This is a genomic window from Pseudomonas sp. GW823-FHT02C02 (genome assembly GCF_058797635.1).
The window spans coordinates 14,022-37,055 of record NZ_JBXAJV010000015.1; the positions used below are offsets into that span (position 1 = coordinate 14,022).

Genomic DNA, 23,034 nt, shown 5'->3' on the forward strand with positions numbered 1-23,034 from the left:
TCTTTTTTTCTTACAGGTAAAGCCTAAAAAAACCCGGCACGCCCGTCCTAGAGCAAGCGCTCGGGACAATCCACAGAAGCTGTGGATAACTCAGTGGACAACCGCCCTTGAACTCGCGCAAAGCCCTGTGGAATGGGGCTCGCAGTCAAACTGACGATTTTTTCACCAGTAAAAAAAAGCGATGTTTTTCATTGACTTAAATTTTCAATACAGGCACCCACTGGGGTCGTGGCGTGGATGACAGTCCGGTTACAGTCTGCGCAACTTATGTGCACAAGTACCTTCGCGGCAGTTATATCGATGCGTTTTTTCGGAGCGTTTTGTAGGCATTTTCTGGGGATAACCTTGGCAAACCCTTGTTCCAGGCGTTTGCCCGAGCGACGACCAATGGTCGGAAATGATCCCATTACCCAGCGTGTCAGCAGGGCATGGCAATTATTTTGCTTTAACGCTTCCCTTCGCCCATTCAATTCGTTACTATCCGCGGCGTTAGTACCAAGCTGAAAGTCAATTCTGGTCGAACAAATCCTCCCGGTCAGCCTTCCCAACGGAAGCCTCTACCGAACAAGCGGGATCGACCACCTCGATGGTTTCCAGGTAAACCTTGCGCCAACACTGCCTTTGAATCGAATGCAAAGGGTGTTGCGAAGCTCACTTACTCTGACCGAACCAGCCTGCAAATTGATCAGGATCTTCACCCCGGGCCCAGAACCTTTGCCCTTGATGTGTTGCCTGCCCTCCTAAGTACCTACCTGCCAGCCCAAGCGCGCCAATTATCAGCGCTTCAAACTGGCTGCTTTGTTCCAGTCGGGTTCTTCGTTCGACCAATGGTGGTCGTCGTCACTGGAACGTTTTAATTTTGCACGGCTCTTATCCGTGTCGCTTGTAGGAACACCCAATCATGACTACTCAAATCCACACTCAGGATGCAATTCGCACCCTAACCAACGCTTTTGCTCCAATGAACTGCCTGATCATGGCCGCTCGCAAAGGCTGCTTCAGCTTCACCCTGGTCAACGAACACGGCATCGCTCGTCACAGCGAACGCCTGTACCCCGATCAATACTCCAGCGCAGAACCGCTGCAGGCCGTGATCGAGCGTACCCGTCAGGCACTGGTTGCCTGATACGCCAGAAAGACTGAAAACCTCAAAAGCCCTGCTCAAAAAGCGGGGCTTTTTATTGCCCGATATTTCTCATTGCGCAGCCTTCGACTAAGTTCCAAACGATATAACGGTTATAACTCGAAGCCGGAAATATTTTAAAAACAGGCCTTTACAGCGCGAATATGACACTACACTTCAACTCAAGCGGCTTGATCCGCTTCCGGCGAGCCTGAGTCGATCCACCTGCTGCCAACGCTCCCTTCAGGTATCGCCGCCCATTTGATGTTTCGAGGGCTTTATGGGTATCGCTGCCAGCGAACTGTGCCGTTATGTGATCCGTCCGACATTGATTTACCTCGGGCGCCATAGCGCAACTGCCGAATCCCTTCTGCTGGGCATTGCCGCCAGCCAGTCAGCCCTTGGTTCCGCCCTGCATGACCGCCGTGGACACGGCCTGTACCGAATTGCCGAACCCCGCCACCAGGCTCTCTGGGATCACTACCTGGCGTTGGACCCGGAGCGCGCGAGCCTCGTGCGCGGCCTCGCCAGTCAGCATGCCTTTCTCAGCGGGCCTCACCTGGAATTGATCGTCAACCTGCGTTACGCCACTGCCATCGCCTGGCTGCTGGTAGAAGAACAGAACACTCCCCTCCCCGCCGCAGATGACTTGTTGGGAATGGCCCGAATCTGGCGCCAGACTTTTCAGCCTCAAGGACGCCTGCGCGATTTCACCTACGCCTGGCAAACCTGTGTTTCACCAATGAATCAGGTCGCCTGCTGATCCACCGATTTCCAAAGATCCTGCAACGGGACGCGAATCTGGTCGGATTGTCCTACAAAACCGCTCTAACTCAAGCCATACAGCCTATAGCGCTGGGACGAAAATGTTGGTAATTTTCGCCCCGGTGATCACCAGGAGTTCTAATAATGAAAAAAGTAATGCTCAAAACCACCATTAGCCTCGCCGTTGCCATGGCATCCACCCAGATCTTCGCAAGTGGCTTTGCCCTCAACGAACAAAGCATCAGCGGGATGGGAACAGGTTTTGCCGGGCGATCTTCTGCTGCCGACGACGCATCCACCATTGCTGGCAACCCTGCCGGCATGTCTCGCCTCAAGCGCGAACAAGTAACCGGCGGTGTTGCTTTCATTGACGCGCACACTGACATCAGTGACGCCAGCTCCAGTCCGAATAGCGGTACCAACAAAGGTGACATGGTCCCTTTCATGGGCGTGCCGATGGGCTACTACGTCAAGCCTATCGATGACCATTGGGCAGTCGGTTTCGGCGTCTACGCTCCATTCGGCCTGGTGACCGACTACGAGAAAGGCTTTGCCGGCCGTTACTTCGGCAGCAAGAGCGAAGTCAAGATCGTCACCCTGCAACCGACTGTCAGCTACGCCTTCAACGACAAGGTTTCCATCGGTTTCGGTCCGACCATCAACCGCATCGACGGCACCCTGGAATCGAACCTGTCGATCACCCAGGCCGCGCCGGACGGCAAGGTCAAGATCGAAGGTGACGACACTGCGCTGGGCTACAACATCGGCGTGCTGGTCCAGGCCACCGACAGCACCCGCGTCGGCCTGACCTACCACTCGAAAGTGAAGTACAAGCTCGAGGGCAACACCAAGGTCGACTACAACGTGCTGGGCCTGATCGGTCAGAACCCAAGCCAGAAATACGACGCTTCGCTGGACCTGACCACGCCTGAATCGGTGGACTTCTCGGTCACTCATCAGCTGGACGACCAGTGGACCCTCTACGCAGGCAGCACCTGGACTCGCTGGAGCCGCCTGAAAGAAATCACCGTCGATAACAAAGGTGTTCCGGCGGTCCTGAACGGTCAGTTCGGCACCATCACCGAAGACCAGAACTGGCACGACACTTGGGCTCACGCCATCGGCGCGTCCTACCAGCTGAACAAGCAATGGGTGCTGCGTACCGGCCTGTCCATTGACCAGGCACCGACCAACAACGTCGACCGCTCCCCACGCATCCCGACTGGCGATCGCAAGATTTTCAGCGTGGGCGCCGGCTGGAGCCCGACCGACGACCTGACCATCGACGTAGCGTATTCGTACCTGCGTGAAGAGTCGGTCAAGGTCACCAACAGCAACGACCGTGGCCAGAACTACAACGCCAAGTATGAAAACTATGCGAATGGTTTCGGCGTAGGCGCGACCTACCGCTTCTGATGAAGCCCGGCGAGCCTGAAACGCTCGCCGCCTGAATCAAAAAAGCCCCGCTCTCTTGTACAGAGGCGGGGCTTTTTAGTGAGCGTCAATCAGGGTTGCGAGGCCAGGGCTTTTTCCACCGCGGCAATGAACTCGGGATCGTCGGGCTTGGTCAGGCTGGAGAAATTGGCGATCACCTTGCCTTTGCGATCGACCACGTATTTGTAGAAATTCCACTTCGGCGCGCTGGTCTGTTTGGCGAGGACCTTGAACAGGTGAGTCGCGTCATCGCCGCGGACTTTCTGCGGCTCGGTCATGGTGAACGTCACCCCATAGTTCACGTAGCAGACCTTGGCGGTCTCAGCGCCGTCCTTGGACTCCTGCTTGAAGTCATTGGACGGAACGCCGATCACCTCCAGCCCCTGATCCTTGTAACGCTGATTCAGAGCCTCAAGGCTTTTGAACTGTGGGGCAAAGCCACAGAAGCTTGCGGTATTGACCACCACCAGCGGCTTACCCTCAAACCGCTGGCACAGGTCGATGGATTCCTTGGCGCGCAGCTTGGGCAACGAGCCCTGCAACAGCTCCGGGCACTCGGTTGCTTGTGCCAATCCGGTAAACGCCACCAGCAACGCGGGGACTGCAATCCAGCGCATCAGCATGTCGGTGCATCCTTATTAATGGTCACAAACGAAGTTACTCGCCCTCGCCTGTTCCTAGCAAGCGCCCATGCCCAACTGCATCAGCGCCAATCCGCCCTGATGCCAGCCCCACCAGGCCAAGGCCAGCAGCAAGGCACCGACAGCGACCACCGCCACTCGCGGCCAGAGACGGTTCATATCGCACTCAACCGGGTTTGCAGACGCGCCACCGGCTGCTCACGCACCGGCCAGTTCAAGGCGGCGGCCAACAGACTCAAGAGAATCGCTACTTGCCAGATCAAGTCATAGCTCCCGGTTCGGTCATACACCACGCCACCCAACCAGCCGCCGAGGAACGAACCGAGCTGGTGGAAGAGGAAAACAATCCCGCCGAGCATGGACAGGTTTCGCACGCCAAACAAGGTCGCCACGGTGCCGTTGGTCAATGGCACGGTCGACAACCACAGGAAGCCCATCGCCATGCCGAACAGGTACGCGGTAGTCGTGGTCACCGGCGCCCACAGAAACAGCGCAATCACCACCGCCCGCAGCAGGTACAGACCGGTGAGCAAGCGCGGCTTGGACATGCGACCGCCGAGCCATCCTGCGGTGTAGGTGCCGAAGATATTGAACAGCCCGATCAGCGCCAGCACCGTGGTGCCCACTGTGGCCGGAAGGTGCTGATCCACCAGATAGGCCGGCAAATGCACGCCGATGAACACCACCTGGAAACCGCAGACAAAAAAGCCGAACGCCAACAGCCAGAACCCCGAATGGGAGCAGGCTTCCCGCAGCGCTTCAGAGAGGGTTTGTTCATGGCCGAGCACTGGCAGCGGTTTGTCCTTGAGCATGCTCACCAGCGGGATAATCAGCGCCACCAGCAGGCCCAGGACCAGCAATGCCGCGGACCAGCCCAGCCAGCCGATCAGCCCCAGCGTACCGGGCAACATGGCGAACTGACCGAAAGAGCCGGCAGCGCTGGCGAGGCCCATGCCCATGCTGCGTTTCTCCGGGGGCACGGCGCGACCGACCACGCCAAGGATCACCGAGAACGAAGTGCCCGACAGGCCGATGCCGATCAACAGGCCCGCACTCAGGGACAACGTCACCGCCGAGTCGGACAAGCCCATGAACACCAGGCCCAACGCGTACAGCACACCGCCGACCAACACCACTTTCGCCGCGCCAAAGCGGTCGGCCAGCGCGCCGGTGAACGGCTGCGCCAGACCCCAGATCAGGTTTTGCAGGGCGATGGCAAAAGCGAACGTCTCACGCCCCCAGCCGAATTCGGCACTCATCGGTGCCAGGAACAGCCCGAAGCCGTGTCGCACGCCCAACGACAATGCCAGGATCAGCGCACTCCCCACCAACACCCAACCGCATGTACGCCACATCGAGGTCATTCTTATTCTCCGGTAGCGGGTATATACCCGCTTAAGATCGGAAAAACCGGCATCACGCCAGTTCGTCCAGCAGTCGCAACAAGGTTTCGCGTTTTTCGACACCCAGACGATCGACCAGCCGCTGCTGCGCCGCTTCCCACGCAGGCAAGGCCGCGGCCAGGCGAGCTGCGCCCGCCTCGGTCAGCCGGACAATGCGATTACGCATGTCCTCACCCTCGACCAGCGCCACCAGGCCCTCACCTTCCAGCACCCGAAGATTGCGCCCCAGGGTGCTGCGGTCCAGACCCATGGCTTCGGCCAGGGTGGAAATACTCGGTTCATTCAGACGCTGCAGATTGCACAGCAAAGAATACTGGGCAACGTTGATCCCGAAGCCATCGAGAGCGCCGTCGTAATGCCTGCTGACGCCACGGGCGGCGCGACGCAGGTTGATGCATAAACATTGGGAATCGAGCATGGTGCGTGTATATACCCGCGAGTGTGTTAAATCAAGTTACAGATGGGTTCATTGATAAATATTCGAGGTGCTTGGTCGACCGCCTTCGCGAGCAGGCTCGCTCCCACAGTGGATCTTCAGTGGACGTTAAATTTATGCAAGACGCCATCAACGTAGGAGCGAGTCTGCTCGCGATGAGGCCGGCACATCCTGCCCACAAACCATCAGACCAACGCCCATCCCACCAGCACCACCATCTCCAGCAATTCCAGCATCGCCCCGGCCGTATCGCCCGTCGTCCCGCCCAATCGCCGCAGCATCACCTGCCGCAACCAAACGAACATCACCCCCGCCAGCACAAGCGCCCAGACACCACTGAACCCTGCGATCAGCACACACGCCAACGCGCTGACTGCCAGCACCCGCTTACCCGCCAAACGCGGCAAATGATCCGCCAGCGCCTGCCCCAACCCGCCGGCACGCACATACGGCGTGGTCAGGAACAATCCCAGCATCGCGCTGCGGCCAATCAGCGGAACGATCATCAGAAAAAGACTGTGCTGCTGCTCGATCAATGCCAGCAACGCGGCGAATTTGAGCAGCAACACCAACACCAGCGTCACCACCGCAATCGGTCCGCTGCGCGGGTCTTTCATGATGGTCAGCGTGCGCTCGCGGTCGCCGAAGCCCCCGAGCCACGCATCGGCGCTATCGGCCAGACCGTCCAGGTGCAACGCGCCGCTGAGCAATACCCAAGTGCTCAGCAGCAGCGCGGCGTGAAGCAACGAAGGCGTGCCCAGTAGCAGCCAGTTCAGTGCCCATAACAGCGCGCCGAACAGCAGCCCCACCAGCGGATAAAACAGCAGCGACCGACCCAGTTCCTGAGGCGCCGGCATACCCGGCAGACGAATCGGCAAACAGCTGAGAAATTGCAGGGCGATCCAGAAGGGCAGCATGGTCAGATCGCTTCCTTGAGGAGGACGCCTGACTCGACGCTCAACGAAAACAGCGAGCCATGCCCGACCTCGACATTCAGCAACTGCTCACGGGGCAAGCCACGTGCCTGAGCCAGCAACAAACGCATGACACCGCCATGACTGATCAGCAAGATCCGTTCACCCGCATACGCCGCGTGCAGACGCGCTACCGCCGTCAGCACCCGCGTTGAGAAATCCTCGACCGGCTCACCTCCCGGCGGCGTAAAGGCATACGGATCGGCCCAGAACAGCCCCAACCCCTCGGCGTCAGTCTCCATCAGCGCCGCCGCGCTCTGTCCTTCCCAGGCACCGAAATGCAGTTCTTGCAGATCCTTGTCCAGGTGCACAGGCAACTCCAACTGCGCACCGAGCTCATGCGCAAACCGCGCACATCGTTGCAGCGGCGAACTGATCAACCGATCCCATGGCCCTTGCTCGACCACCGCCGCGCGCATCTGCGCCCAGCCCTTGTCGGTCAGCGCATCGTCGAGGCTGCCGCGCAAACCGCCGCCCAGTTCGGTTTCCCCGTGGCGCAGAAGATCCAGTCGCAACGTCATGCCGGACGATCCGCCACCGCCGCTTCGGCGAAGGTTGCCATCTGCCCGTGAAGATCGCAGGCCAGACGCAGCAACGGCACGGCCAACGCGGCGCCACTGCCCTCGCCCAGACGCAGCCCCAGATCCAACAGCGGCTCGGCATTGAGGGTTTCCAGTACATGACGATGACCCGGCTCGGCACCGCGATGGCCGAACAACAGCCATTCGCGGCAGCCAGGGTTCAAACGCACCGCCACCAACGCGGCGACGCTGCAGATAAAGCCGTCCACCAGCACCGCAACGCCCTCCTGGGCGCACGCCAGATACGCGCCGACCAGCGCCGCAATCTCAAAACCGCCGATATTGAACAGGGTTTGCAACGCATCACCGCGCTGAGCACCGTGTAATGCCAGGGCACGCTCGATGACTTGGGCTTTGTGGCTGACCCCCGCCGCGTTCAAACCGGTGCCCGGCCCGGCCAGATGCACCACCGGGCAATCGAGCAAGGCACAGGCCAGCGCGCTGGCCGCCGTGGTGTTGCCGATGCCCATCTCGCCGCCGATGAACAGCTGCGCGCCATTGGCGACCGCACGTTGCACGCTGTCGCGACCAGCCTGCAAGGCGAGTTCGCCCTGAGTAGCCGTCATGGCCGGGCTTTCGACGAAATTGGCGGTGCCCGCGCCGATATTGAGGTGACGCACGCCTGGCAGATTCAACGACGGCGTTACCGTGCCGAGGTCGACCACTTCGAGGGAAGCCCCGAGCTGGCGCGCCAACACGCTGATCGCTGCACCGCCGCTGACGAAGTTGTGCAGCATTTGCCCGGTGACTTCCTGAGGGAACGCCGACACGCCTTCTGCAACCACACCATGATCGCCGGCAAAAATGGCAATCCACAGCTGATCGAGACTCGGTTTGACCTGCCCTTGCAGCCCCGCCATTTGCACGGCCACCGATTCCAGTCGGCCAAGGGAGCCAGCGGGTTTGGTCAGTTGCTGTTGACGTGCCTGCGCCTGCTCGACGGCTTGCGCGTCGATCGGCTTGCACGGGTTCAGCCACCAGGATTGAGTCATAACGCGGTTCCTTTCAAAGTCAGGGGCAGGCCGGCGACGGTCAGGACGACTCGTTGGCAGCGCTCGGCCAGGGCTTGATGCAGCCAACCGGCTTCATCGACATAGCGGCGAGTCAATTCGCCCAGCGGCACGACACCCATTCCGGTCTCGTTGCTGACAAAAATGATTTCACCCGGCAAGGAGGCCAGGCAGTCCAACAGGGCTTCGCGTTCAGCGTCGAGACGTTTGGCGTCGTCGAGCATCAGCAGATTGGTCATCCACAGGGTCAGGCAATCCACCAGCAGGCAACGCTCGGCGCGGGCGCTTTCGCGCAATACGCGGGCGAGTTCGATTGGCTCTTCGATCAACGCCCATTCGGCTGGACGACGGGCCCGATGATGGGCGACCCGTTCGTTCATTTCACCGTCCAGCGGTTGACTGGTGGCGATGTAAGTCACTTGGAGGTGACTGTCTAACGCAAGTTTTTCAGCCAGTCGGCTTTTGCCGGAGCGGGCGCCGCCGAGGATCAGTTGCAGCATGGTTCATTCCTTAAATATGCGGTGTAGCTGCTGGCCTATTCGCGGGCGAGCCTCGCTCCTACAGGGCTGAGCCGCTCCTGACCTTGTAGGAGCGAGGCTTACCCGCGAAAGCGTCCTCTCAAAAACCGCAGAGCTCACGCAACAACGCGGTATCCAAATGCTTCTCCACCAGATCCGCCAACCGCTCGATATCCCGCTCGCGCAACCCGTGGTAATCCACGTCCTGCACCTCCTGCAAACCCGCCCAGCGCAGCAGCGCACTGCACGCCGCCGGGGATTCAAACAGGCCGTGCAGGTAGGTGCCGAAAATCTGCCCGTCAACACTTTGCGCGCCATCGCAGCGACCATCGTCCAGCTGCACCGCAGCGTTTTCCAGCGCTGGCCCGGTGGTCACCCCGGCATGGATTTCATAGCCACTGACCTGCGCATCCTCCAGCGCCAGACGACCGCGCACATTGCGCAATTGCTTCTCTTCTTCGAGCTGTGTTTCGAACGCCAGCAAGCCCAGGCCAGCACTGGAACCCGGCGCGCCTTCGAGGCCCAGCGGATCGTGCACCTGCTCACCGAGCATCTGCAGACCGCCGCAAATCCCCAGCACTTTTCCGCCATAACGCAGATGACGACTGATGGCCGTGTCCCAGCCATTGGCCCGCAGGTACGCAAGATCACTGCGCACACTTTTCGAGCCGGGAAGAATGATCAGATCAGCCGGCGGGATTGCCTGGCCGGGGCCGATGAATTGCAGGTCGACTTGCGGATGCAGGCGCAGCGGATCGAAATCGGTGTGGTTGCTGATGCGCGGCAGCACCGGCACCAGCACTTTGAGCACGCGTTCAGCCTTGACGGCCTGGCGCTGATCGATGCCGTCCTCGGCTTCCAGGTGCAAATCCATCACATACGGCAGCACGCCGATCACCGGTTTGCCGGTGCGCGCTTCCAGCCAATCGAGGCCGGGTTGCAGCAAGGCGAGGTCACCGCGAAAACGGTTGATGATGAAGCCTTTGACCCGCGCCTGCTCGGTCGGCGACAGCAGTTCCAGCGTGCCCACCAGATGCGCGAACACCCCGCCGCGATTGATGTCGGCGATCAACACCACCGGACAATCCACCGCTTCGGCAAAGCCCATGTTGGCAATGTCGCCGGCACGCAGATTGATCTCGGCCGGCGAGCCCGCGCCTTCGACCATGACCACCGGATACGCCGCGCTCAATCGTTCATGGGAAGCCAGTACGGCTTGCATGGCGATGGCTTTGTAGTCGTGATAGGCGACCGCGTTCATGGTCGTGACCGCGCGACCATGGATGATGACCTGGGCGCCTGTGTCGCTGTTGGGCTTGAGCAGCACCGGATTCATGTCAGTGTGCGGTTCCAGGTTGGCCGCCTGGGCCTGCACCGCCTGGGCGCGGCCGATCTCGCCGCCGTCGGCGGTCACGGCACTGTTGAGGGCCATGTTCTGCGGTTTGAACGGCACGACGCGCACGCCCTGACGCGTGACCCAGCGACACAAGGCCGTCACCAGCGTGCTTTTACCGGCGTCGGAGGTGGTGCCCTGCACCATCAATGTTGTCATTGGGCTTCCTTTACGAAGGCTTGAAGCGCTTGCTCAAGACGCAGCCAATCGGCTTCATCCGCCGGCAAGCCGAAACGCACGCTGCTGTTGTGGGCGAACAGCCGCAGCAAGATGCCGCGCCTGGCCATGAACTCGTGAAGCGCTTCGGCATGCTCGGTCATCAGCCATTGAAACAAGGCGCAGCCACCCTGCGGCTGCAAACCATACTGCCCAAGCAAAAGTGCCAGGCGTTTGCCGGCCTCTTCGCTGCGCGCGCGCTGCCTTGCATGGCCTTCGGTGTCCAGCAAACAGGCTTGGCCCAACACGCGTGTCGGCCCGCTGACCGCCCACGGGCCCACCTGTTCTGCGAGCAGTTTGAGCAGCTTGCGCTCAGCCAGCACAAAGCCCAACCGCACACCGGCCAAGCCAAAAAACTTGCCGAAGGAACGTAGCACGATCAGGCCGACCTGATGGGCAAACGGCGCGAGGCTCAACGCCGGCGTGTTGTCCATGAACGCTTCGTCCACCACCAGCCAGCCGCCGCGCGAGGCCAGTCGGGCATGCCAGTCGAGCAAGCGACTCGGGCTCAGGCTCAAGCCTGTCGGGTTGTTCGGGTTGACCACCACCAGCACGTCGAGGCTGTCGATATAGAAGTCGACTTCCTGCTCCAGCACCTCGCGCACGATGTAACCATTGCTGCGCCATGCGTGCGCGTGTTCGGCGTAACACGGCGACAGCACGCCGACCTTACCGGCCCGACGCAAACGCGGCAGTAACTGGATGGCCATTTGCGAACCGGCCACCGGCAGCACCTGTCCGGTGCCGTAATAATCGCAAGCGGCCTGCTCCAGACCATCATCGGTTTCCGGCAAGCGCGCCCAGGCGCGCAACGGAATGTCCGGGATCGGGAATGGCCACGGCGCGAGACCGCTGGACAGGTCCAGCCAGTCAGCTTCGGCAATGCCATATTCGAGCGCGGCCTTGCGCAAGCGACCACCGTGCTCAAGCATAGAATTCAGCTCCCACGCAGAGAATCAGCAGCCATAACCATACCCCGCGCTGAACCAATTGCCAGCCACGGTCGATGGAATCGGCATCCGCCGGCACGCCTTCGCCCAGTTGCGAGCGCTGATGCAATTCACCGTGATAGATCGCCGCCCCGCCCAACTCGACGCCGAGCGCACCGGCACCGGCCGCCATGACGGGCCCGGCGTTGGGGCTGTCCCAGGTCGGGCCCTGGGTGCGCCAGCATTTCAAGGCCAGCCGGGTTTTGCCCAGCAGCGCGTAGGTCAACGCCACCAGGCGTGCAGGCAGGTAGTTGAGGACATCGTCGATCTTCGCCGCCGCCCAACCGAAACGTTCGAAGCGTTCGTTGCGGTAACCCCACATGGCATCGAGGGTGTTACTCAAGCGATAGAGCACCACGCCGGGCGCGCCGGCCACGGCAAACCAGAACAGCGCAGCAAATACCGCGTCGCTGCCGTTCTCCAGGACAGATTCAGTGGCGGCACGGGCCACTTCGGTTTGATCCAGTTCACTGGTCTGACGGCTGACCAAATAACCCACGCGCTTGCGGGCTTCGTCCAGATCATCGCTGCGCAAAGCCTTGGCCACCGGCTCGACGTGCTCACCGAGGCTACGCATGCCGAGGGCGCAATAGAGCGCGAGAATCTCGACAATCCAGCCCACATACGGTGCCCAGGAAAAAGCCGTGGCAAGCAAGGTCAGCGGCACGACCGCGATCACCCACGCGGTGACGCCATGGCTGCGCCAGCCACGCCCCTCACCGTTGAAACGTTGCTCGATGCGGTCGGCAAAACGGCCGAACGCCACCAGCGGATGCCAGCGTTTGGGTTCACCCAGCAGCGCGTCCAGCGCAACCGCGGCGACACTCAATAACGCCACACTCATTGACTCACTCCCCAATAATTTTCATACAGCAACTCACTGAGCGGACGCGCCTGCGCCCACCCTTCGAGTACCAGCATCGGCGCCGCATAGAATTCCTTGACCGGGCCGAGGCAAAGAACCGCCAACGGCTTGGCCCCGGGTGGCAAACCCAGCAGGTCCGCCAGCGCTTGCGGTTCGAACAGCGACACCCAGCCCAAGCCCAGACCTTCGGCGCGGGAGGCCAGCCAGAGGTTCTGGATCGCGCAGGACAGCGAGGCCATGTCCATTTCCGGCAAGGTGCGACGACCGAAGATGTGGCGCTCGCGATCGTCCATGAGCGCGGCGACCAACACCTCGGCGCAGTCGTTGATGCCTTCGACCTTGAGCTTCATGAATTCGTCAATGCGCTCGCCGAGGGCTTCGGCGGTGCGGATGCGTTCTTCTTCCACCAGTCGCTGGATGTTGCCTCGCAGGGCCCGGTCGCTGATGCGGATGAAGCGCCAGGGCTGCATCAGGCCGACGCTCGGGGCCTGGTGGGCGGCTTCGAGCAGACGCCGCAACAACTCGGGCTCGACGGTGCCGCCACTGAAGTGGCGCATGTCGCGACGTTCGGCGATGGCTCGGTAGACCGCTTCGCGTTCGGCTTCGGAGAATGCGTTGTCGGTCATGGCCTCTTCGCGAGCAGGCTCGCTCCTACAGGGGTTGGGTGATCCATTGTAGGAGCGACGGTGCGACGATTCGGCCTGCTCGCGAAGGCGGCATCAAGGTCAGGCGCAAAAAGCGCGGCGACTGCGGTGGGATTGGACGGAAAATAAAAATGCACATAAGAGGCGGTCATCCGCCCCTCACGGTAAACCGCCTCCGCCCCACGCCCGCCGTTCGGACTGAGTCCACGGGCAATCGGCTCAAGTTCGGTGCTGGTCAACGAATGGTGATAGGTGTGCCCACGCAGTGAACCTTCCGGCAACTCAACCGCTTGCAACGCCAGCGCGGCCAGACGCTTTTGCATCACCGCATCACCTTTGAGCAAGCCCACCAGTTCGGCGCGAGCTCCCTCGACATCAGTCAACGAATCGAGCAGGTACAACATCCCGCCGCACTCGGCCAGCAACGGTTTGCCGGCGGCATGATGGGCGCGGATCGCGTCGAGCATCGAGGTGTTCTGTGACAGCGCCACATGGTGCAGTTCCGGATAACCGCCCGGCAGATAAAGGCTGTCAGCTTCCGGTAGATCAGCATCGCGGATCGGCGAGAAGAACAGCAACTCGGCGCCCATGGCGCGCAGCAAGTCCAGGCTCGCGCCGTAGGTGAAGGCAAACGCTTCATCACGGGCCACGGCAATTCGGATGCCTTTAAGCAAAGGCTCGGCGGCGATCACGTCGGGCCCGGCGAACTCCACGGCAGGCGGCAGCGTCACATCGCAACTGCTGGCCAGCGATTCGGCCGCCGCATCGAGGCGCAGGTCCAGATCATTCAACTCGCTGGCCTGGACCAGACCGAGGTGCCGACTCGGCAATTCGATCGCGGTTTCCCGCGACAAGGCGCCGTACCAGCGCAAGCCTTCCGTCAGGCTGCCTTCGAGCAATTGCGCATGACGCAGCGTGCCCACGCGGTTGGCCAGTACACCGGCAAACGGCAAGTCCGGCTGATACTTCGCCAGCCCCAACGCCAGCGCACCAAAGGTCTGCGCCATGGCCGTGCCGTCGATCACGCCGAGCACCGGCACACCGAAGTGCCGCGCCAGGTCGGCGCTGGACGGCGTGCCGTCGAACAGGCCCATGACGCCTTCTATCAGGATCAGGTCGGCTTCCCCGGCCGCTTCCCATAACAGACGACGACTTTCCTGCTCGCCGACCATCCACATGTCCAGTTGATACACCGGCGCACCGCTGGCGCGTTCGAGAATCATCGGGTCGAGAAAGTCCGGGCCACATTTGAACACGCGGACCTTGCGCCCCTGATTGCGGTGCAAACGGGCCAGCGCGGCGGTGACGGTGGTCTTGCCCTGACCGGAGGCCGGCGCGGCAATCAATACCGCCGGGCAATGACGATGACTATTCATAAAGTGCGGCTCACAACTCGACGCCTTTTTGCGCTTTGATGCCGGCCTGGAACGCGTGCTTGATCACGCCCATTTCGGTGACTGTGTCGGCCAGTTCGATCATCTCTGGCTTGGCGCCGCGACCGGTGACCACCACGTGTTGCATCGGCGGACGCGCCTGCAAATCACTGAGTACCTGATCGAGGTCGAGGTAGCCGTGCTTGAGGGCGATGTTCAACTCATCCAGCACCACCAGACCGATCGACGGGTCACGCAGCAGTTCCTGGGACACCGCCCATGCGGCCTCGGCGGCGGCGATGTCACGCTGGCGGTCCTGGGTTTCCCAAGTGAAGCCCTCGCCCATCACATGAAAACGCACCTGCTCCGGGAAGCGGCGGAAGAACAGCTCTTCGCCGGTGCTGTTACGGCCCTTGATGAACTGCACCACGCCGCACTGCATGCCGTGGCCCATGGACCGGGCGAGCATGCCGAAGGCCGAGCTGCTCTTGCCTTTGCCGTTGCCGGTCAGCACCAGCAGCAGGCCGCACTCGTTCGGGGAGTTGGCGATGCGTTCGTCGATCACCGCTTTTTTGCGCTGCATGCGCGCCAGGTGGCGTTCGTCACGATCAGGGGAATCAGTCATGGGGAGCTCTCCGTTGAGGCTGGATAACGGCGGGCAGGCACAAGAATAGACGGCAACAAGCCTGGCATCGCCCACCGTGATGCCGTTGGATGAATCAGGCCGGTCTCCGGGCTCATGAGCGGCTTGCGCCGGACTGCGCGCCTTCCCATATCGACAGTCGACACAGTGGCTCAAGACGCAGTCTTTACTCATTTACCGTTGCGGGGGCAGCGCCGGGATCATGACTCTTCGTCGCTTGAAGAGAGTCACTCACCGGCTTCCCTGTTTCACTCTGTCGGCTTCGCCACAGAGCACCTGAAACAAGCCGCGAAGGTTAGAGGGTTGGGGGGGGAGCGTCAATTGAAGACAGGGCACGGATTCTCGATAGACTGCCGCCCATCAATAACCTGACGTCAATCTTGCGCCATACTGCCAGCAGTGATATCAAAGCGCCATAAACCCAACAACACAATTACAAGGGTGAGCGACATGCAAGGCATGATCATCAGTAATCCGAAGCTGGAATTCCTGCGACCGGTGCTGGAACGCTGGTTTGACTGTATCGACCGCTTTAACGCCGTGCGCGGCGATAACGACACGCCTTATTGGTACGACGAGAAAGCCAACCTTGGCCTGCTCTGCGCCGCGGCCTGGATGGCGGAAATGGTCACGCTGCAACAAACGCCGACCCGTAAACAGAACGAAGAAGGCGAACGCAACAGCCGCGCCGACCTGTTTATCGCCACCGCCGAAGAACGCGCCTACCTTCAGGCCACTCAACGCTGGCCGAAGGTCAACAGCCTGAACCTGAGCCAGGCGCTGCAGGACATCACCAGCGACGCCAAACGCATCAGCTACGCCAGCGACCTGAAACTCGGCTGCCTGTTCGTTGCGCCACAAAAGGCCCAACAGAGCGCGACCCCGGAAGAACTCCAGGACATGGTCGACGACCTGCAAAAGGAACACAGCTGCGCCGTGGCCTGGTATTTCCCGTACGCCTATCGCAAGTTGCGCAACGAAGCCGGTCACTATCACCCCGGCATCGCCGTGCTGCTCAAGGAAGCCCGCGGCTGACCGGTTGAACCATCGCGCGTCTAAGCTTCTCTATGACTAAGTCAATGCATTCATAGGGAAGTCCAGCATGCGCAAGACTCAGCTCGTTCTCGTCATCGCGCTCGCCGGAGGGCTCGCCGCCTGTGGTGAAACCTCCAGCCTGCAAGTCTCCGACGGCACCGGCCCGTCACCCAAGCTGCCCGAGCCGAACAAGACCCTGATCCCGACGGTGAATATCGCCCCGGCGATCGGCTGGCCGGAGGGTGCAAAACCCACCGCTGCGGCAGGCACTCAGGTAGCGGCATTTGCCGAAGGGCTCGATCACCCGCGCTGGCTCTACGTGCTGCCCAACGGCGATGTATTGGTGGCGGAAACCAATGCCCCTCCCAAACCCGATGACGGCAAAGGCATTCGCGGCTGGGTGATGGGCAAAGTCATGGGCCGTGCCGGTGCCGGCGTCCCTAGCCCCAACCGCATCACGCTGCTGCGGGACAAGGACCACGACGGCATCGCCGAAACCCGCACGGTGTTCCTGGAAAACCTCAATTCGCCCTTCGGCATGACCCTGGTCGGCAATGACCTGTATGTCGCCGATACCGACCGCTTGCTGCGCTTTCATTATGAAAATGGCGACACCGCAATCAAGTCGCAGCCGATCAAGGTGGTCGATCTGCCGGGCGGCACGTTGAATCACCACTGGACCAAAAACGTCATCGCCAGCAAGGATGGGAGCAAGCTGTACGTCACCGTCGGCTCCAACAGCAACGTCGGCGAAAACGGCCTGGATCAGGAGGAAGGTCGTGCGGCGATCTGGGAAGTGGATCGCGCCACCGGCAATCACCGGATCTTCGCCTCGGGGATTCGTAATCCGAACGGCCTGGCCTGGGAACCTCAGACCGGCGCCCTGTGGACGGCGGTCAATGAGCGCGACGAAATCGGCAGCGACCTGGTGCCGGACTACATCACGTCAGTGAAAGACGGCGGGTTCTACGGCTGGCCCTTCAGCTACTACGGCCAGCACGTCGATATCCGCGTCGAGCCGCAAAACCCAGATCTGGTGGCCAAGGCCATTGCTCCGGATTATGCGGTCGGCCCACATACCGCATCGCTGGGCCTGTCGTTTGCCGAGGGCAACACACTTCCCGCGCAATTCAAGGAAGGCGCCTTCATCGGCCAGCACGGCTCCTGGAATCGCAAGCCGCACAGTGGCTATAAAGTGATTTTCGTCCCGTTCGCGGGTGGCAAGCCGACCGGCCAACCGGTTGATGTACTGACAGGCTTCCTCAACGAAGATGAAAAAGCCATGGGTCGGCCCGTAGGCGTGGTGATTGATCAGCAGGGCGGTTTGCTGGTGGCCGATGATGTGGGGAACAAGGTGTGGCGCGTTTCGGCCGCTAAATAGCCGCCCTGCAGGGGCGAGGCTTGCCCGCGAAGGCTGTAGGACAGGCAACATCAATGTTGGATGTGCCGACGCCTTCGCGGGCAAGCCTCGCTCCTACAAGGGTCAGCGTTTTCGACAGAGCGTGAGCCCATCACCCAACGGCAACAACGACAGATCCACACGCACGTCATTCTTCAAGGCGCGATTGAGCGCCTGGATGGCTCGGGTGTCTGCACTCTCGGGATTCTCCTCAAGCACCCGCCCACTCCACAGCGTGTTATCGAACACCGCCAGCCCGCCGACGCGCAGCAGACGCAGTGCATGCTCCAGATAGTTCGGATAGTTGGACTTGTCGGCATCAATGAAGATCAGGTCGAACGCCTCCGGCTGATCCAGCATGGCGAGCGTTTCCAGTGCAGGGGCCAGCCGCAGGTCAATTCGCTCGGCCAGCCCCGCTTCCTGCCAATAACGGCGTGCGATAGCGTTGTAGTCGCCGGGAATGTCGCAGCAAATCAGCGAACCGCCCTGCGGCAATGCAGCGGCCATGCACAGGGCGCTGTAACCGGTAAACGTACCGACTTCCAGCAAGCGCTTGGCACCAATGAGTTTGACCAATAACGCGAGGAACTGCCCCTGCTCCGGCGCTACCTGCCAGCGCGCCATTGGCATCGCCTGGGTCTCGTCGCGCAAGCGCTTGAGCAGCGGCGTTTCCCTCAGGGAAACGTCGAGCAGGTATTGATACAGGGCATCGTCGAGATTGAGAGTGCGAGCGGTCATGACAACCTCTTCGGACAGGACGCTACGGATTACGCGCCAGGTGTTCAGGCTGCAGAACGCGCTTGGCGCTCAGATAAGCCTTCTGCCAGTAAGCCTTGGACAGGCTGTCGAGCTTCACCGTGCCGCCAGTGGCCGGCGCATGAACGAAGCGACCTTCACCGACGTAGATACCGGCATGACTGACCTGGGATCCGCCATTGGTGGCGAAGAAGATCAAGTCACCGGTTTGCAGGCCTTCCTTGCCGACGTTGGCCGCCTGCATGCTGATCATTTCGCGGGTGGTACGCGGCAGGGAAATACCGGTGACGTCATGGTAGACGTAACCGATCAGGCCGCTGCAATCGAAACCCGAATCCGGCGTGTTGCCCCCCCAACGATACGGCGTGCCCACCAGGCCCAGCGCGCGGAACAGCACGTCTTCTGCCTCGGGGGAAAAGGGTTGTGGGTTACCGAAAACAATGGGTGCACGAACCACCGGCGCAGGCGGCGGTGTGCGACTGGCGCAGGCGCTGAGCAGCGCTGCGAAGAACATGATTGCGAGGCGGGCCGACATCGTCATAAGCAGAACATCCTGATCTGGCTGCGGCTTTTTCTGCCGGGAAGGCAGAAAAGAAAACCGCCTGCGCAGGACGCAGGCGGTTTGCCATCAATAATAGATCTGGATTCTAGCGGCTATGGGCCAAACTTCAAGTAAGACTTTAAGTTCGCCTTACAAAGTGTCCGCCTACTTCGTTGCGAAGAGGTAGTTGTCGCCACCCACGTGGCGACAGGTTAAGCCTTATTTGCGTGCAGTGACCACGGTCGGAGCCATCGCGAGGGCGCGTTTGGCTTCGATGAAGGTCTTGCTCCAGTAGCTGTCGCCCAGGCTATCGACCCGGACACCACCGCTTTTGCGGCTGCTGGAGTGGATGAACTGGTTGTCACCCAGGTAGATCCCGGCGTGACTGACACGACCACGACGACCATTGGTGGCGAAGAACAGCAGATCACCCGGCTTCAGCGCGCTGCGAGCTACCAGCGGAGCGTCGACGTTGATCATTTCGCGAGTGGAGCGCGGCAGGTTCATGCCGGCTTCTTCACGAAACAGATAACCGATGAAACCGCTGCAATCGAAGCCAGCCTCGGAGGTGCCGCCGAAACGGTAACGGGTACCGATCAGGGACATGCCACGCTCGAGGATGCTGTCAGCCAGAACCGGAAGCTGGTACGACTTGCCATCGGCGAAGTTTGCCAGTTCTTTATCGGTGGCTAGCTCTTCCTGGAAAAGAACGGAAGAAGACTGCGCAGTAACTGAATTCTTGACCTGCTGTTGTTGCTCTTGCTGAGTCACTGGGGAGTGGGCAGCGCAACCGAACAACAGGGTGACGAGTGCGAGAGGCACGAGGGGTGCGAAGCGCTTTAGCATGGGCACGACCGTGGCTGATAGTTGTAAAGAAGCCGAGACTATGCCCGCTATCATCCTCATTTGCAAATTCAATCGAACTTTATGTGACTTCCCGGTTTCGCGATTACATCTAAGCGCTTAAGCCCCATTTAGACACTCGCGCAGCCTGCACCCTGCAGGAAAGCGGATTTTCTGGCGCCTGAAATATGCCAAAAACCCCCGCCAAGCTTAGGTTTACCAGCCTAGGGTTTCTTTCAGGAACGGAATCGTCAGCTTGCGCTGAGCTTGAAGGGAGGCCTGATCGAGACGCTCAAGCAGCTCGAAAAGCGCGCTCATGCTGCGGGTACCACGAGTCAAAATAAAATGCCCGACTTCATCGGTCAGGTGCAGGCCGCGACGGGATGCACGCAGTTGCAAGGCGCGCAACTTGTCTTCGTCAGAGAGCGGACGCATCTGGAAGATCAGTGCCAGGGTCAGGCGCGATTTCAGGTCAGCCAGTTTCACCGGCAGTTCGCGCGGCGAGGTTGATGCAGCAATCAACAGACGCCGACCGCTGTCGCGCAGACGATTGAACAGATGGAACAACGCCTCTTCCCAATCCGCCCGGCCGGCCACGGCCTGCAAATCATCCAGGCAGACCAGTTCGTATTGTTCGAGGTTGTCGAGGATCGAGATGCCGCGGTCCAGCAGCTCGGCCAGCGGCAGATACACCGCCGGCTCCCCCAGTTGTTCGAAGCGCAGGCAGGCGGCCTGCAACAAGTGCGTGCGCCCTACCCCGTCCTTGCCCCAGAGATAAATCAGGCTTTCTGTCCAGCCGGCGTCGGCTTCGCATAGCCGCTCGACATAGCCGAGTGCAGCGGCATTGGCGCCTGGGTAGTAATTGATAAAGGTAGCGTCATCACGCAGACGCACACCTAGGGGCAGCTGAATCGGTTTCATGCTGACTGAACAGTTCCAAAGGAACCGTTAGTGGCCTCTGTGTAAAGTTTGCGAAGTTTATACCCGTGAGGCGGGTCGCACAATGCGACAGACCACAAGCAAAATCAAAGGTTTGCGTTAACGCCCTGGTTTCATGACAGTTTCTTTGGCGGCGCATGTGACAGCCGCGCGAGGGATACGGGCCGACCCGGCATGGAACCAGGCCGCCCGCCACAGGACTTCAACGACTCTTACAGCTCCGGTTCGTCGACACCACTGTAGATATCAGAATCCTTATACAAATCATGCACATGGCGCACCAGCACCATGATCACCGCCGCCACCGGCAGCGCCAGTAACACGCCGGTAAAGCCGAACAGTTCGCCCCCCGCCAGAATCGCGAAGATCACCGCCACCGGGTGCAGACCGATACGATCGCCCACCAGCAACGGCGTCAGCACCATGCCTTCCAGTGCCTGCCCGACCATGAACACCGCAACGATGCCGATCATGGGATACAGATCGCCACCGAACTGGAACAGGCCGGCGATCAACGCCGCGCCGATCCCGATGACAAACCCCATGTACGGCACAATGGCCGCCAGGCCTGCGATCAGACCGATCAACAACCCCAGCTCCAGCCCCACCAGCATCAAGCCCGCAGCGTAGATCACGCCCAGCGCCAGCATCACCAGCAACTGCCCGCGCACAAATGCCCCCAACACTTCATGGCATTCGCCCGCCAGGGTCACCACGCGTTCTTCACGATCACGAGGAAGCAGGCTGCGGATCTTGGCCATCATCAGGTCCCAGTCCCGCAGCAGGTAGAAACTCACGACAGGGATCAGCACCAGATTCGCCAGCCAGCCGATCAACGCCAGCCCGGACGCCGTCGCCTGACTCAGCACCACCCCGACGATGTCGGTGGTCTGGCCCATGTGTTCGCTGATCGCGGCCTTGAGCTTGTCGAACTTCCAGAAGTTATCCGACAGTCCGAATTTTGATTGCGCCCACGGCAGTGCAGTGTGCTGCAGCCAGTCGAGCATCTGCGGCGCCAGTTCATACAAGCGAAATAACTGCTTGGCGAGCATCGGCACCAGCACCAGCAGCAATGTGGTGAAGATCAAGGTGATCAGCGCAAACACCGCCACCACGCCCCAGGTGCGTGACAGACCGGCCTTTTCCAGCCGATCCACCAGCGGATCGAACAGATAGGCCAGCAGCAACGCGACCAGAAAGGGCGTCAGGATCGGATGCAACAACCAGACAAACACGCAGAGCAGAACCACCCCACCCAACCAGAACCAACGCCGCGTATCCGCCATGTACCACTCCATATGCATCTATATAAAGAAAGAAAACCTTACCAACGGAATCTCAGCTGTGGCACCGGTGCCGGGGTTGGTGCAACGACCGGCGCCGCACCCTCGGCTGGCTGCGCAGGCGCTGCCGGTGCAGGCGCCTCACCGGCTGGAACTTCCTGCAACTTCGCGAGGGACAGCTGCGAACGTAACTGCTCGGCGCTGCCATTGACCCGATAGAGAATGCGCTCGCCATCAACCGTTTGCAGGCGCGCCCTAAAAGGCTCCAGCAAGCGTCCAAGGGCGGCGTAGCGTTCCAGGTTCATGCCCTGCACTTCCAGCAATTGTTCGCCCGAAGCGCCCGGCTTGACGACAAACCGCGGTGCCAGGCGCTCACTGACCGCCAGCATCACTGCATCGGCTACAGCAGCCTGATCCGCCCCTTGTACGCTGCCCGCCTCTTTCTTGTCGCCCAGCCACATGTTCCATTTGGCCTGCCACTGGCCGCCCTCTTCCCGGGCATGCACCGCGAGCAAGGCATCGGCATTGTAACGGTCCGAGGCAGCGCGCAACGGCGTTGCATCTGCCCCTTCAAGGTTGGGTGCCGTAGCCACCAGCTGCTCACTCAGGTCCGCCAACGGCAATCGCAACGGCAGACCACGATGCTGGGCTGCGCGACGCAACGGCGCGGCGCTGGACTGGCCATCGCCCACCAGGCTCGATCCCTCGGCGGAGTCGTTCAACCACCAACTCAGGATCGACGGCCGATTCGTCCCCCACAAAGACAACCCGGCGCGGCGCAAGGCTTGTTCGGTGCTGGCCGGGTCGAAATCGACTTTCAGCACTTCCGGCGGGCCGGCGTCGAAACCGTATTGACTGATGATCTGTTGCGGGTCTTTGCGCAGCGCCGCCAACCCCGGACTTTGCGCAGCCTTGGGATCACCGGTCAGGCGCAGCACCAGGGTGTCCAGCGCGCGCTGGGTCGCCTGGTCGCGCTCCTCAGACGATTGACTGCTGACAGGCTCACGCACTTGATACAGGCCTTTGACGGTTTCGGCATGACTCGCCAGGCTGACCAGTGAAAAACAGCCTGCAAATAAAAATCTGGAAAAAAAACGCATGGGAGATTCCTGACGACGAGAGCGGCTGGAACAGACCGCATGAAGATGATCGAGCAAGGCTGTGACCACATCCCTGCGCAAAACATTCACCACGATCTGACTAAGTTTTTCGCACTGTCATAACGATAGA

Annotated in this window: 25 protein-coding genes and 1 riboswitch; of the genes, 5 read left to right on the top strand and 20 right to left on the bottom strand. The window is 60.7% G+C overall.

Features of this window, described 5'->3' with window-relative positions; translation table 11 throughout:
* Positions 1-901: 901 nt before the first annotated feature.
* From AC1ROI_RS23835 to AC1ROI_RS23845, 3 genes are all read left to right on the top strand, one after another.
* Positions 902-1,126 carry a hypothetical protein gene (locus AC1ROI_RS23835; RefSeq protein ID WP_008031832.1) on the top strand — a complete coding sequence of 75 codons (225 nt, stop codon included), beginning with the start codon at positions 902-904 and terminating at the stop codon, positions 1,124-1,126.
* Between the two features lie 277 nt (positions 1,127-1,403).
* The gene (locus AC1ROI_RS23840; protein WP_102595106.1) at positions 1,404-1,886 is read left to right on the top strand and encodes a hypothetical protein; all 483 of its coding nucleotides are present in this window, start codon (positions 1,404-1,406) and stop codon (positions 1,884-1,886) included.
* Between the two features lie 146 nt (positions 1,887-2,032).
* On the top strand, positions 2,033-3,304 hold the full coding sequence (locus tag AC1ROI_RS23845) for an OmpP1/FadL family transporter (RefSeq protein ID WP_102595107.1): 1,272 nt from the start codon (positions 2,033-2,035) through the stop codon (positions 3,302-3,304).
* 89 nt (positions 3,305-3,393) lie between these two features.
* Here AC1ROI_RS23845 and AC1ROI_RS23850 read toward each other — a convergent pair whose 3' ends face one another.
* The 14 genes from AC1ROI_RS23850 to cobO form a co-directional block, all read right to left on the bottom strand.
* Entirely contained in the window at positions 3,394-3,945 is a 552-nt protein-coding gene (locus AC1ROI_RS23850; protein ID WP_102595108.1) for a glutathione peroxidase, read from the bottom strand.
* A gap of 54 nt (positions 3,946-3,999) precedes the next feature.
* Positions 4,000-4,122: a hypothetical protein gene (locus tag AC1ROI_RS23855; protein WP_010456772.1), complete on the bottom strand. Its 123-nt coding sequence runs from the start codon at positions 4,120-4,122 to the stop codon at positions 4,000-4,002.
* Positions 4,119-5,327, bottom strand: coding sequence for an MFS transporter (locus AC1ROI_RS23860; RefSeq protein WP_102595109.1), 1,209 nt, complete (start codon positions 5,325-5,327; stop codon positions 4,119-4,121). The genes AC1ROI_RS23855 and AC1ROI_RS23860 overlap by 4 nt, the downstream gene beginning before the upstream one ends.
* Positions 5,328-5,379: 52 nt before the next feature.
* Positions 5,380-5,784 (bottom strand): MarR family winged helix-turn-helix transcriptional regulator, encoded by a 405-nt coding sequence (locus AC1ROI_RS23865; protein ID WP_102595110.1) that lies wholly within the window; start codon positions 5,782-5,784, stop codon positions 5,380-5,382.
* Positions 5,785-5,987: 203 nt separating this feature from the next.
* Positions 5,988-6,719: an adenosylcobinamide-GDP ribazoletransferase gene (locus tag AC1ROI_RS23870; RefSeq protein WP_102595111.1), complete on the bottom strand. Its 732-nt coding sequence runs from the start codon at positions 6,717-6,719 to the stop codon at positions 5,988-5,990.
* Between the two features lie 2 nt (positions 6,720-6,721).
* Entirely contained in the window at positions 6,722-7,297 is a 576-nt protein-coding gene (gene cobC / locus AC1ROI_RS23875; RefSeq protein WP_102595112.1) for an alpha-ribazole phosphatase family protein, read from the bottom strand.
* On the bottom strand, positions 7,294-8,349 hold the full coding sequence (cobT, locus tag AC1ROI_RS23880) for a nicotinate-nucleotide--dimethylbenzimidazole phosphoribosyltransferase (protein WP_102595113.1): 1,056 nt from the start codon (positions 8,347-8,349) through the stop codon (positions 7,294-7,296). The genes cobC and cobT overlap by 4 nt, the downstream gene beginning before the upstream one ends.
* Positions 8,346-8,867 carry a bifunctional adenosylcobinamide kinase/adenosylcobinamide-phosphate guanylyltransferase gene (gene cobU / locus AC1ROI_RS23885; RefSeq protein WP_010456782.1) on the bottom strand — a complete coding sequence of 174 codons (522 nt, stop codon included), beginning with the start codon at positions 8,865-8,867 and terminating at the stop codon, positions 8,346-8,348. The genes cobT and cobU overlap by 4 nt, the downstream gene beginning before the upstream one ends.
* A 118-nt stretch (positions 8,868-8,985) precedes the next feature.
* Positions 8,986-10,437 (bottom strand): cobyric acid synthase, encoded by a 1,452-nt coding sequence (locus AC1ROI_RS23890; protein WP_102595114.1) that lies wholly within the window; start codon positions 10,435-10,437, stop codon positions 8,986-8,988.
* A complete protein-coding gene (gene cobD, locus AC1ROI_RS23895) occupies positions 10,434-11,426 on the bottom strand; it encodes a threonine-phosphate decarboxylase CobD (RefSeq protein WP_010456784.1) in 993 nt (330 codons plus the stop codon). The genes AC1ROI_RS23890 and cobD overlap by 4 nt, the downstream gene beginning before the upstream one ends.
* Positions 11,419-12,327, bottom strand: coding sequence for an adenosylcobinamide-phosphate synthase CbiB (gene cbiB / locus AC1ROI_RS23900; RefSeq protein ID WP_102595115.1), 909 nt, complete (start codon positions 12,325-12,327; stop codon positions 11,419-11,421). Before cbiB ends, cobD begins: the two co-directional genes overlap by 8 nt.
* On the bottom strand, positions 12,324-12,974 hold the full coding sequence (bluB, locus tag AC1ROI_RS23905) for a 5,6-dimethylbenzimidazole synthase (protein ID WP_102595116.1): 651 nt from the start codon (positions 12,972-12,974) through the stop codon (positions 12,324-12,326). The genes cbiB and bluB overlap by 4 nt, the downstream gene beginning before the upstream one ends.
* Entirely contained in the window at positions 12,971-14,368 is a 1,398-nt protein-coding gene (locus tag AC1ROI_RS23910) for a cobyrinic acid a,c-diamide synthase CobB (protein WP_102595117.1), read from the bottom strand. Before AC1ROI_RS23910 ends, bluB begins: the two co-directional genes overlap by 4 nt.
* Positions 14,369-14,378: 10 nt before the next feature.
* Positions 14,379-14,990, bottom strand: a complete 612-nt coding sequence (cobO, locus tag AC1ROI_RS23915; RefSeq protein ID WP_010456792.1) for a cob(I)yrinic acid a,c-diamide adenosyltransferase — start codon at positions 14,988-14,990, stop codon at positions 14,379-14,381.
* 80 nt (positions 14,991-15,070) lie between these two features.
* Positions 15,071-15,303: riboswitch (cobalamin riboswitch) on the bottom strand.
* A 155-nt stretch (positions 15,304-15,458) separates the two neighbouring features.
* Here cobO and AC1ROI_RS23920 point away from each other — a divergent pair.
* Positions 15,459-16,043: a hypothetical protein gene (locus AC1ROI_RS23920; protein ID WP_077749786.1), complete on the top strand. Its 585-nt coding sequence runs from the start codon at positions 15,459-15,461 to the stop codon at positions 16,041-16,043.
* 67 nt (positions 16,044-16,110) lie between these two features.
* Positions 16,111-17,424, top strand: coding sequence for a PQQ-dependent sugar dehydrogenase (locus AC1ROI_RS23925; protein ID WP_102595118.1), 1,314 nt, complete (start codon positions 16,111-16,113; stop codon positions 17,422-17,424).
* A gap of 102 nt (positions 17,425-17,526) precedes the next feature.
* Here AC1ROI_RS23925 and AC1ROI_RS23930 read toward each other — a convergent pair whose 3' ends face one another.
* The 6 genes from AC1ROI_RS23930 to AC1ROI_RS23955 all read right to left on the bottom strand — a co-directional run bounded on the left by AC1ROI_RS23930 (position 17,527) and on the right by AC1ROI_RS23955 (position 22,904).
* Entirely contained in the window at positions 17,527-18,180 is a 654-nt protein-coding gene (locus tag AC1ROI_RS23930; protein ID WP_077749784.1) for an O-methyltransferase, read from the bottom strand.
* A gap of 22 nt (positions 18,181-18,202) precedes the next feature.
* Complete coding sequence (locus AC1ROI_RS23935) at positions 18,203-18,739, bottom strand: C40 family peptidase (RefSeq protein WP_010456801.1); 537 nt, start codon at positions 18,737-18,739, stop codon at positions 18,203-18,205.
* A gap of 219 nt (positions 18,740-18,958) precedes the next feature.
* Positions 18,959-19,585, bottom strand: a complete 627-nt coding sequence (locus AC1ROI_RS23940; RefSeq protein WP_010456802.1) for a C40 family peptidase — start codon at positions 19,583-19,585, stop codon at positions 18,959-18,961.
* A 213-nt stretch (positions 19,586-19,798) separates the two neighbouring features.
* Positions 19,799-20,503, bottom strand: a complete 705-nt coding sequence (gene hda, locus AC1ROI_RS23945; RefSeq protein WP_010456804.1) for a DnaA regulatory inactivator Hda — start codon at positions 20,501-20,503, stop codon at positions 19,799-19,801.
* 230 nt (positions 20,504-20,733) lie between these two features.
* Positions 20,734-21,807, bottom strand: coding sequence for an AI-2E family transporter (locus tag AC1ROI_RS23950; protein ID WP_010456806.1), 1,074 nt, complete (start codon positions 21,805-21,807; stop codon positions 20,734-20,736).
* Between the two features lie 38 nt (positions 21,808-21,845).
* Entirely contained in the window at positions 21,846-22,904 is a 1,059-nt protein-coding gene (locus AC1ROI_RS23955; RefSeq protein ID WP_102595119.1) for a DUF8605 domain-containing protein, read from the bottom strand.
* Between the last annotated feature and the right edge of the window lie 130 nt (positions 22,905-23,034).

Coding starts and splice junctions, on each gene's coding strand:
- AC1ROI_RS23925 (WP_102595118.1), top strand. CDS start 16,111: ATGCGCAAGACTCAGCTCGTTCTCGTCATCGCGCTCGCCGGAGGGCTC.
- cobU (WP_010456782.1), bottom strand. CDS start 8,867: ATGCTGCAACTGATCCTCGGCGGCGCCCGCTCCGGCAAAAGCCGACTG.
- AC1ROI_RS23920 (WP_077749786.1), top strand. CDS start 15,459: ATGCAAGGCATGATCATCAGTAATCCGAAGCTGGAATTCCTGCGACCG.
- hda (WP_010456804.1), bottom strand. CDS start 20,503: ATGAAACCGATTCAGCTGCCCCTAGGTGTGCGTCTGCGTGATGACGCT.
- AC1ROI_RS23935 (WP_010456801.1), bottom strand. CDS start 18,739: ATGACGATGTCGGCCCGCCTCGCAATCATGTTCTTCGCAGCGCTGCTC.
- AC1ROI_RS23940 (WP_010456802.1), bottom strand. CDS start 19,585: ATGCTAAAGCGCTTCGCACCCCTCGTGCCTCTCGCACTCGTCACCCTG.
- cbiB (WP_102595115.1), bottom strand. CDS start 12,327: ATGAGTGTGGCGTTATTGAGTGTCGCCGCGGTTGCGCTGGACGCGCTG.
- AC1ROI_RS23890 (WP_102595114.1), bottom strand. CDS start 10,437: ATGACAACATTGATGGTGCAGGGCACCACCTCCGACGCCGGTAAAAGC.
- AC1ROI_RS23870 (WP_102595111.1), bottom strand. CDS start 6,719: ATGCTGCCCTTCTGGATCGCCCTGCAATTTCTCAGCTGTTTGCCGATT.
- AC1ROI_RS23835 (WP_008031832.1), top strand. CDS start 902: ATGACTACTCAAATCCACACTCAGGATGCAATTCGCACCCTAACCAAC.
- AC1ROI_RS23955 (WP_102595119.1), bottom strand. CDS start 22,904: ATGCGTTTTTTTTCCAGATTTTTATTTGCAGGCTGTTTTTCACTGGTC.
- cobD (WP_010456784.1), bottom strand. CDS start 11,426: ATGCTTGAGCACGGTGGTCGCTTGCGCAAGGCCGCGCTCGAATATGGC.
- AC1ROI_RS23950 (WP_010456806.1), bottom strand. CDS start 21,807: ATGGCGGATACGCGGCGTTGGTTCTGGTTGGGTGGGGTGGTTCTGCTC.
- AC1ROI_RS23860 (WP_102595109.1), bottom strand. CDS start 5,327: ATGACCTCGATGTGGCGTACATGCGGTTGGGTGTTGGTGGGGAGTGCG.
- cobC (WP_102595112.1), bottom strand. CDS start 7,297: ATGACGTTGCGACTGGATCTTCTGCGCCACGGGGAAACCGAACTGGGC.
- cobT (WP_102595113.1), bottom strand. CDS start 8,349: ATGACTCAATCCTGGTGGCTGAACCCGTGCAAGCCGATCGACGCGCAA.
- AC1ROI_RS23865 (WP_102595110.1), bottom strand. CDS start 5,784: ATGCTCGATTCCCAATGTTTATGCATCAACCTGCGTCGCGCCGCCCGT.
- bluB (WP_102595116.1), bottom strand. CDS start 12,974: ATGACCGACAACGCATTCTCCGAAGCCGAACGCGAAGCGGTCTACCGA.
- AC1ROI_RS23840 (WP_102595106.1), top strand. CDS start 1,404: ATGGGTATCGCTGCCAGCGAACTGTGCCGTTATGTGATCCGTCCGACA.
- AC1ROI_RS23910 (WP_102595117.1), bottom strand. CDS start 14,368: ATGAATAGTCATCGTCATTGCCCGGCGGTATTGATTGCCGCGCCGGCC.
- AC1ROI_RS23855 (WP_010456772.1), bottom strand. CDS start 4,122: ATGAACCGTCTCTGGCCGCGAGTGGCGGTGGTCGCTGTCGGTGCCTTG.
- cobO (WP_010456792.1), bottom strand. CDS start 14,990: ATGACTGATTCCCCTGATCGTGACGAACGCCACCTGGCGCGCATGCAG.
- AC1ROI_RS23845 (WP_102595107.1), top strand. CDS start 2,033: ATGAAAAAAGTAATGCTCAAAACCACCATTAGCCTCGCCGTTGCCATG.
- AC1ROI_RS23930 (WP_077749784.1), bottom strand. CDS start 18,180: ATGACCGCTCGCACTCTCAATCTCGACGATGCCCTGTATCAATACCTG.
- AC1ROI_RS23850 (WP_102595108.1), bottom strand. CDS start 3,945: ATGCTGATGCGCTGGATTGCAGTCCCCGCGTTGCTGGTGGCGTTTACC.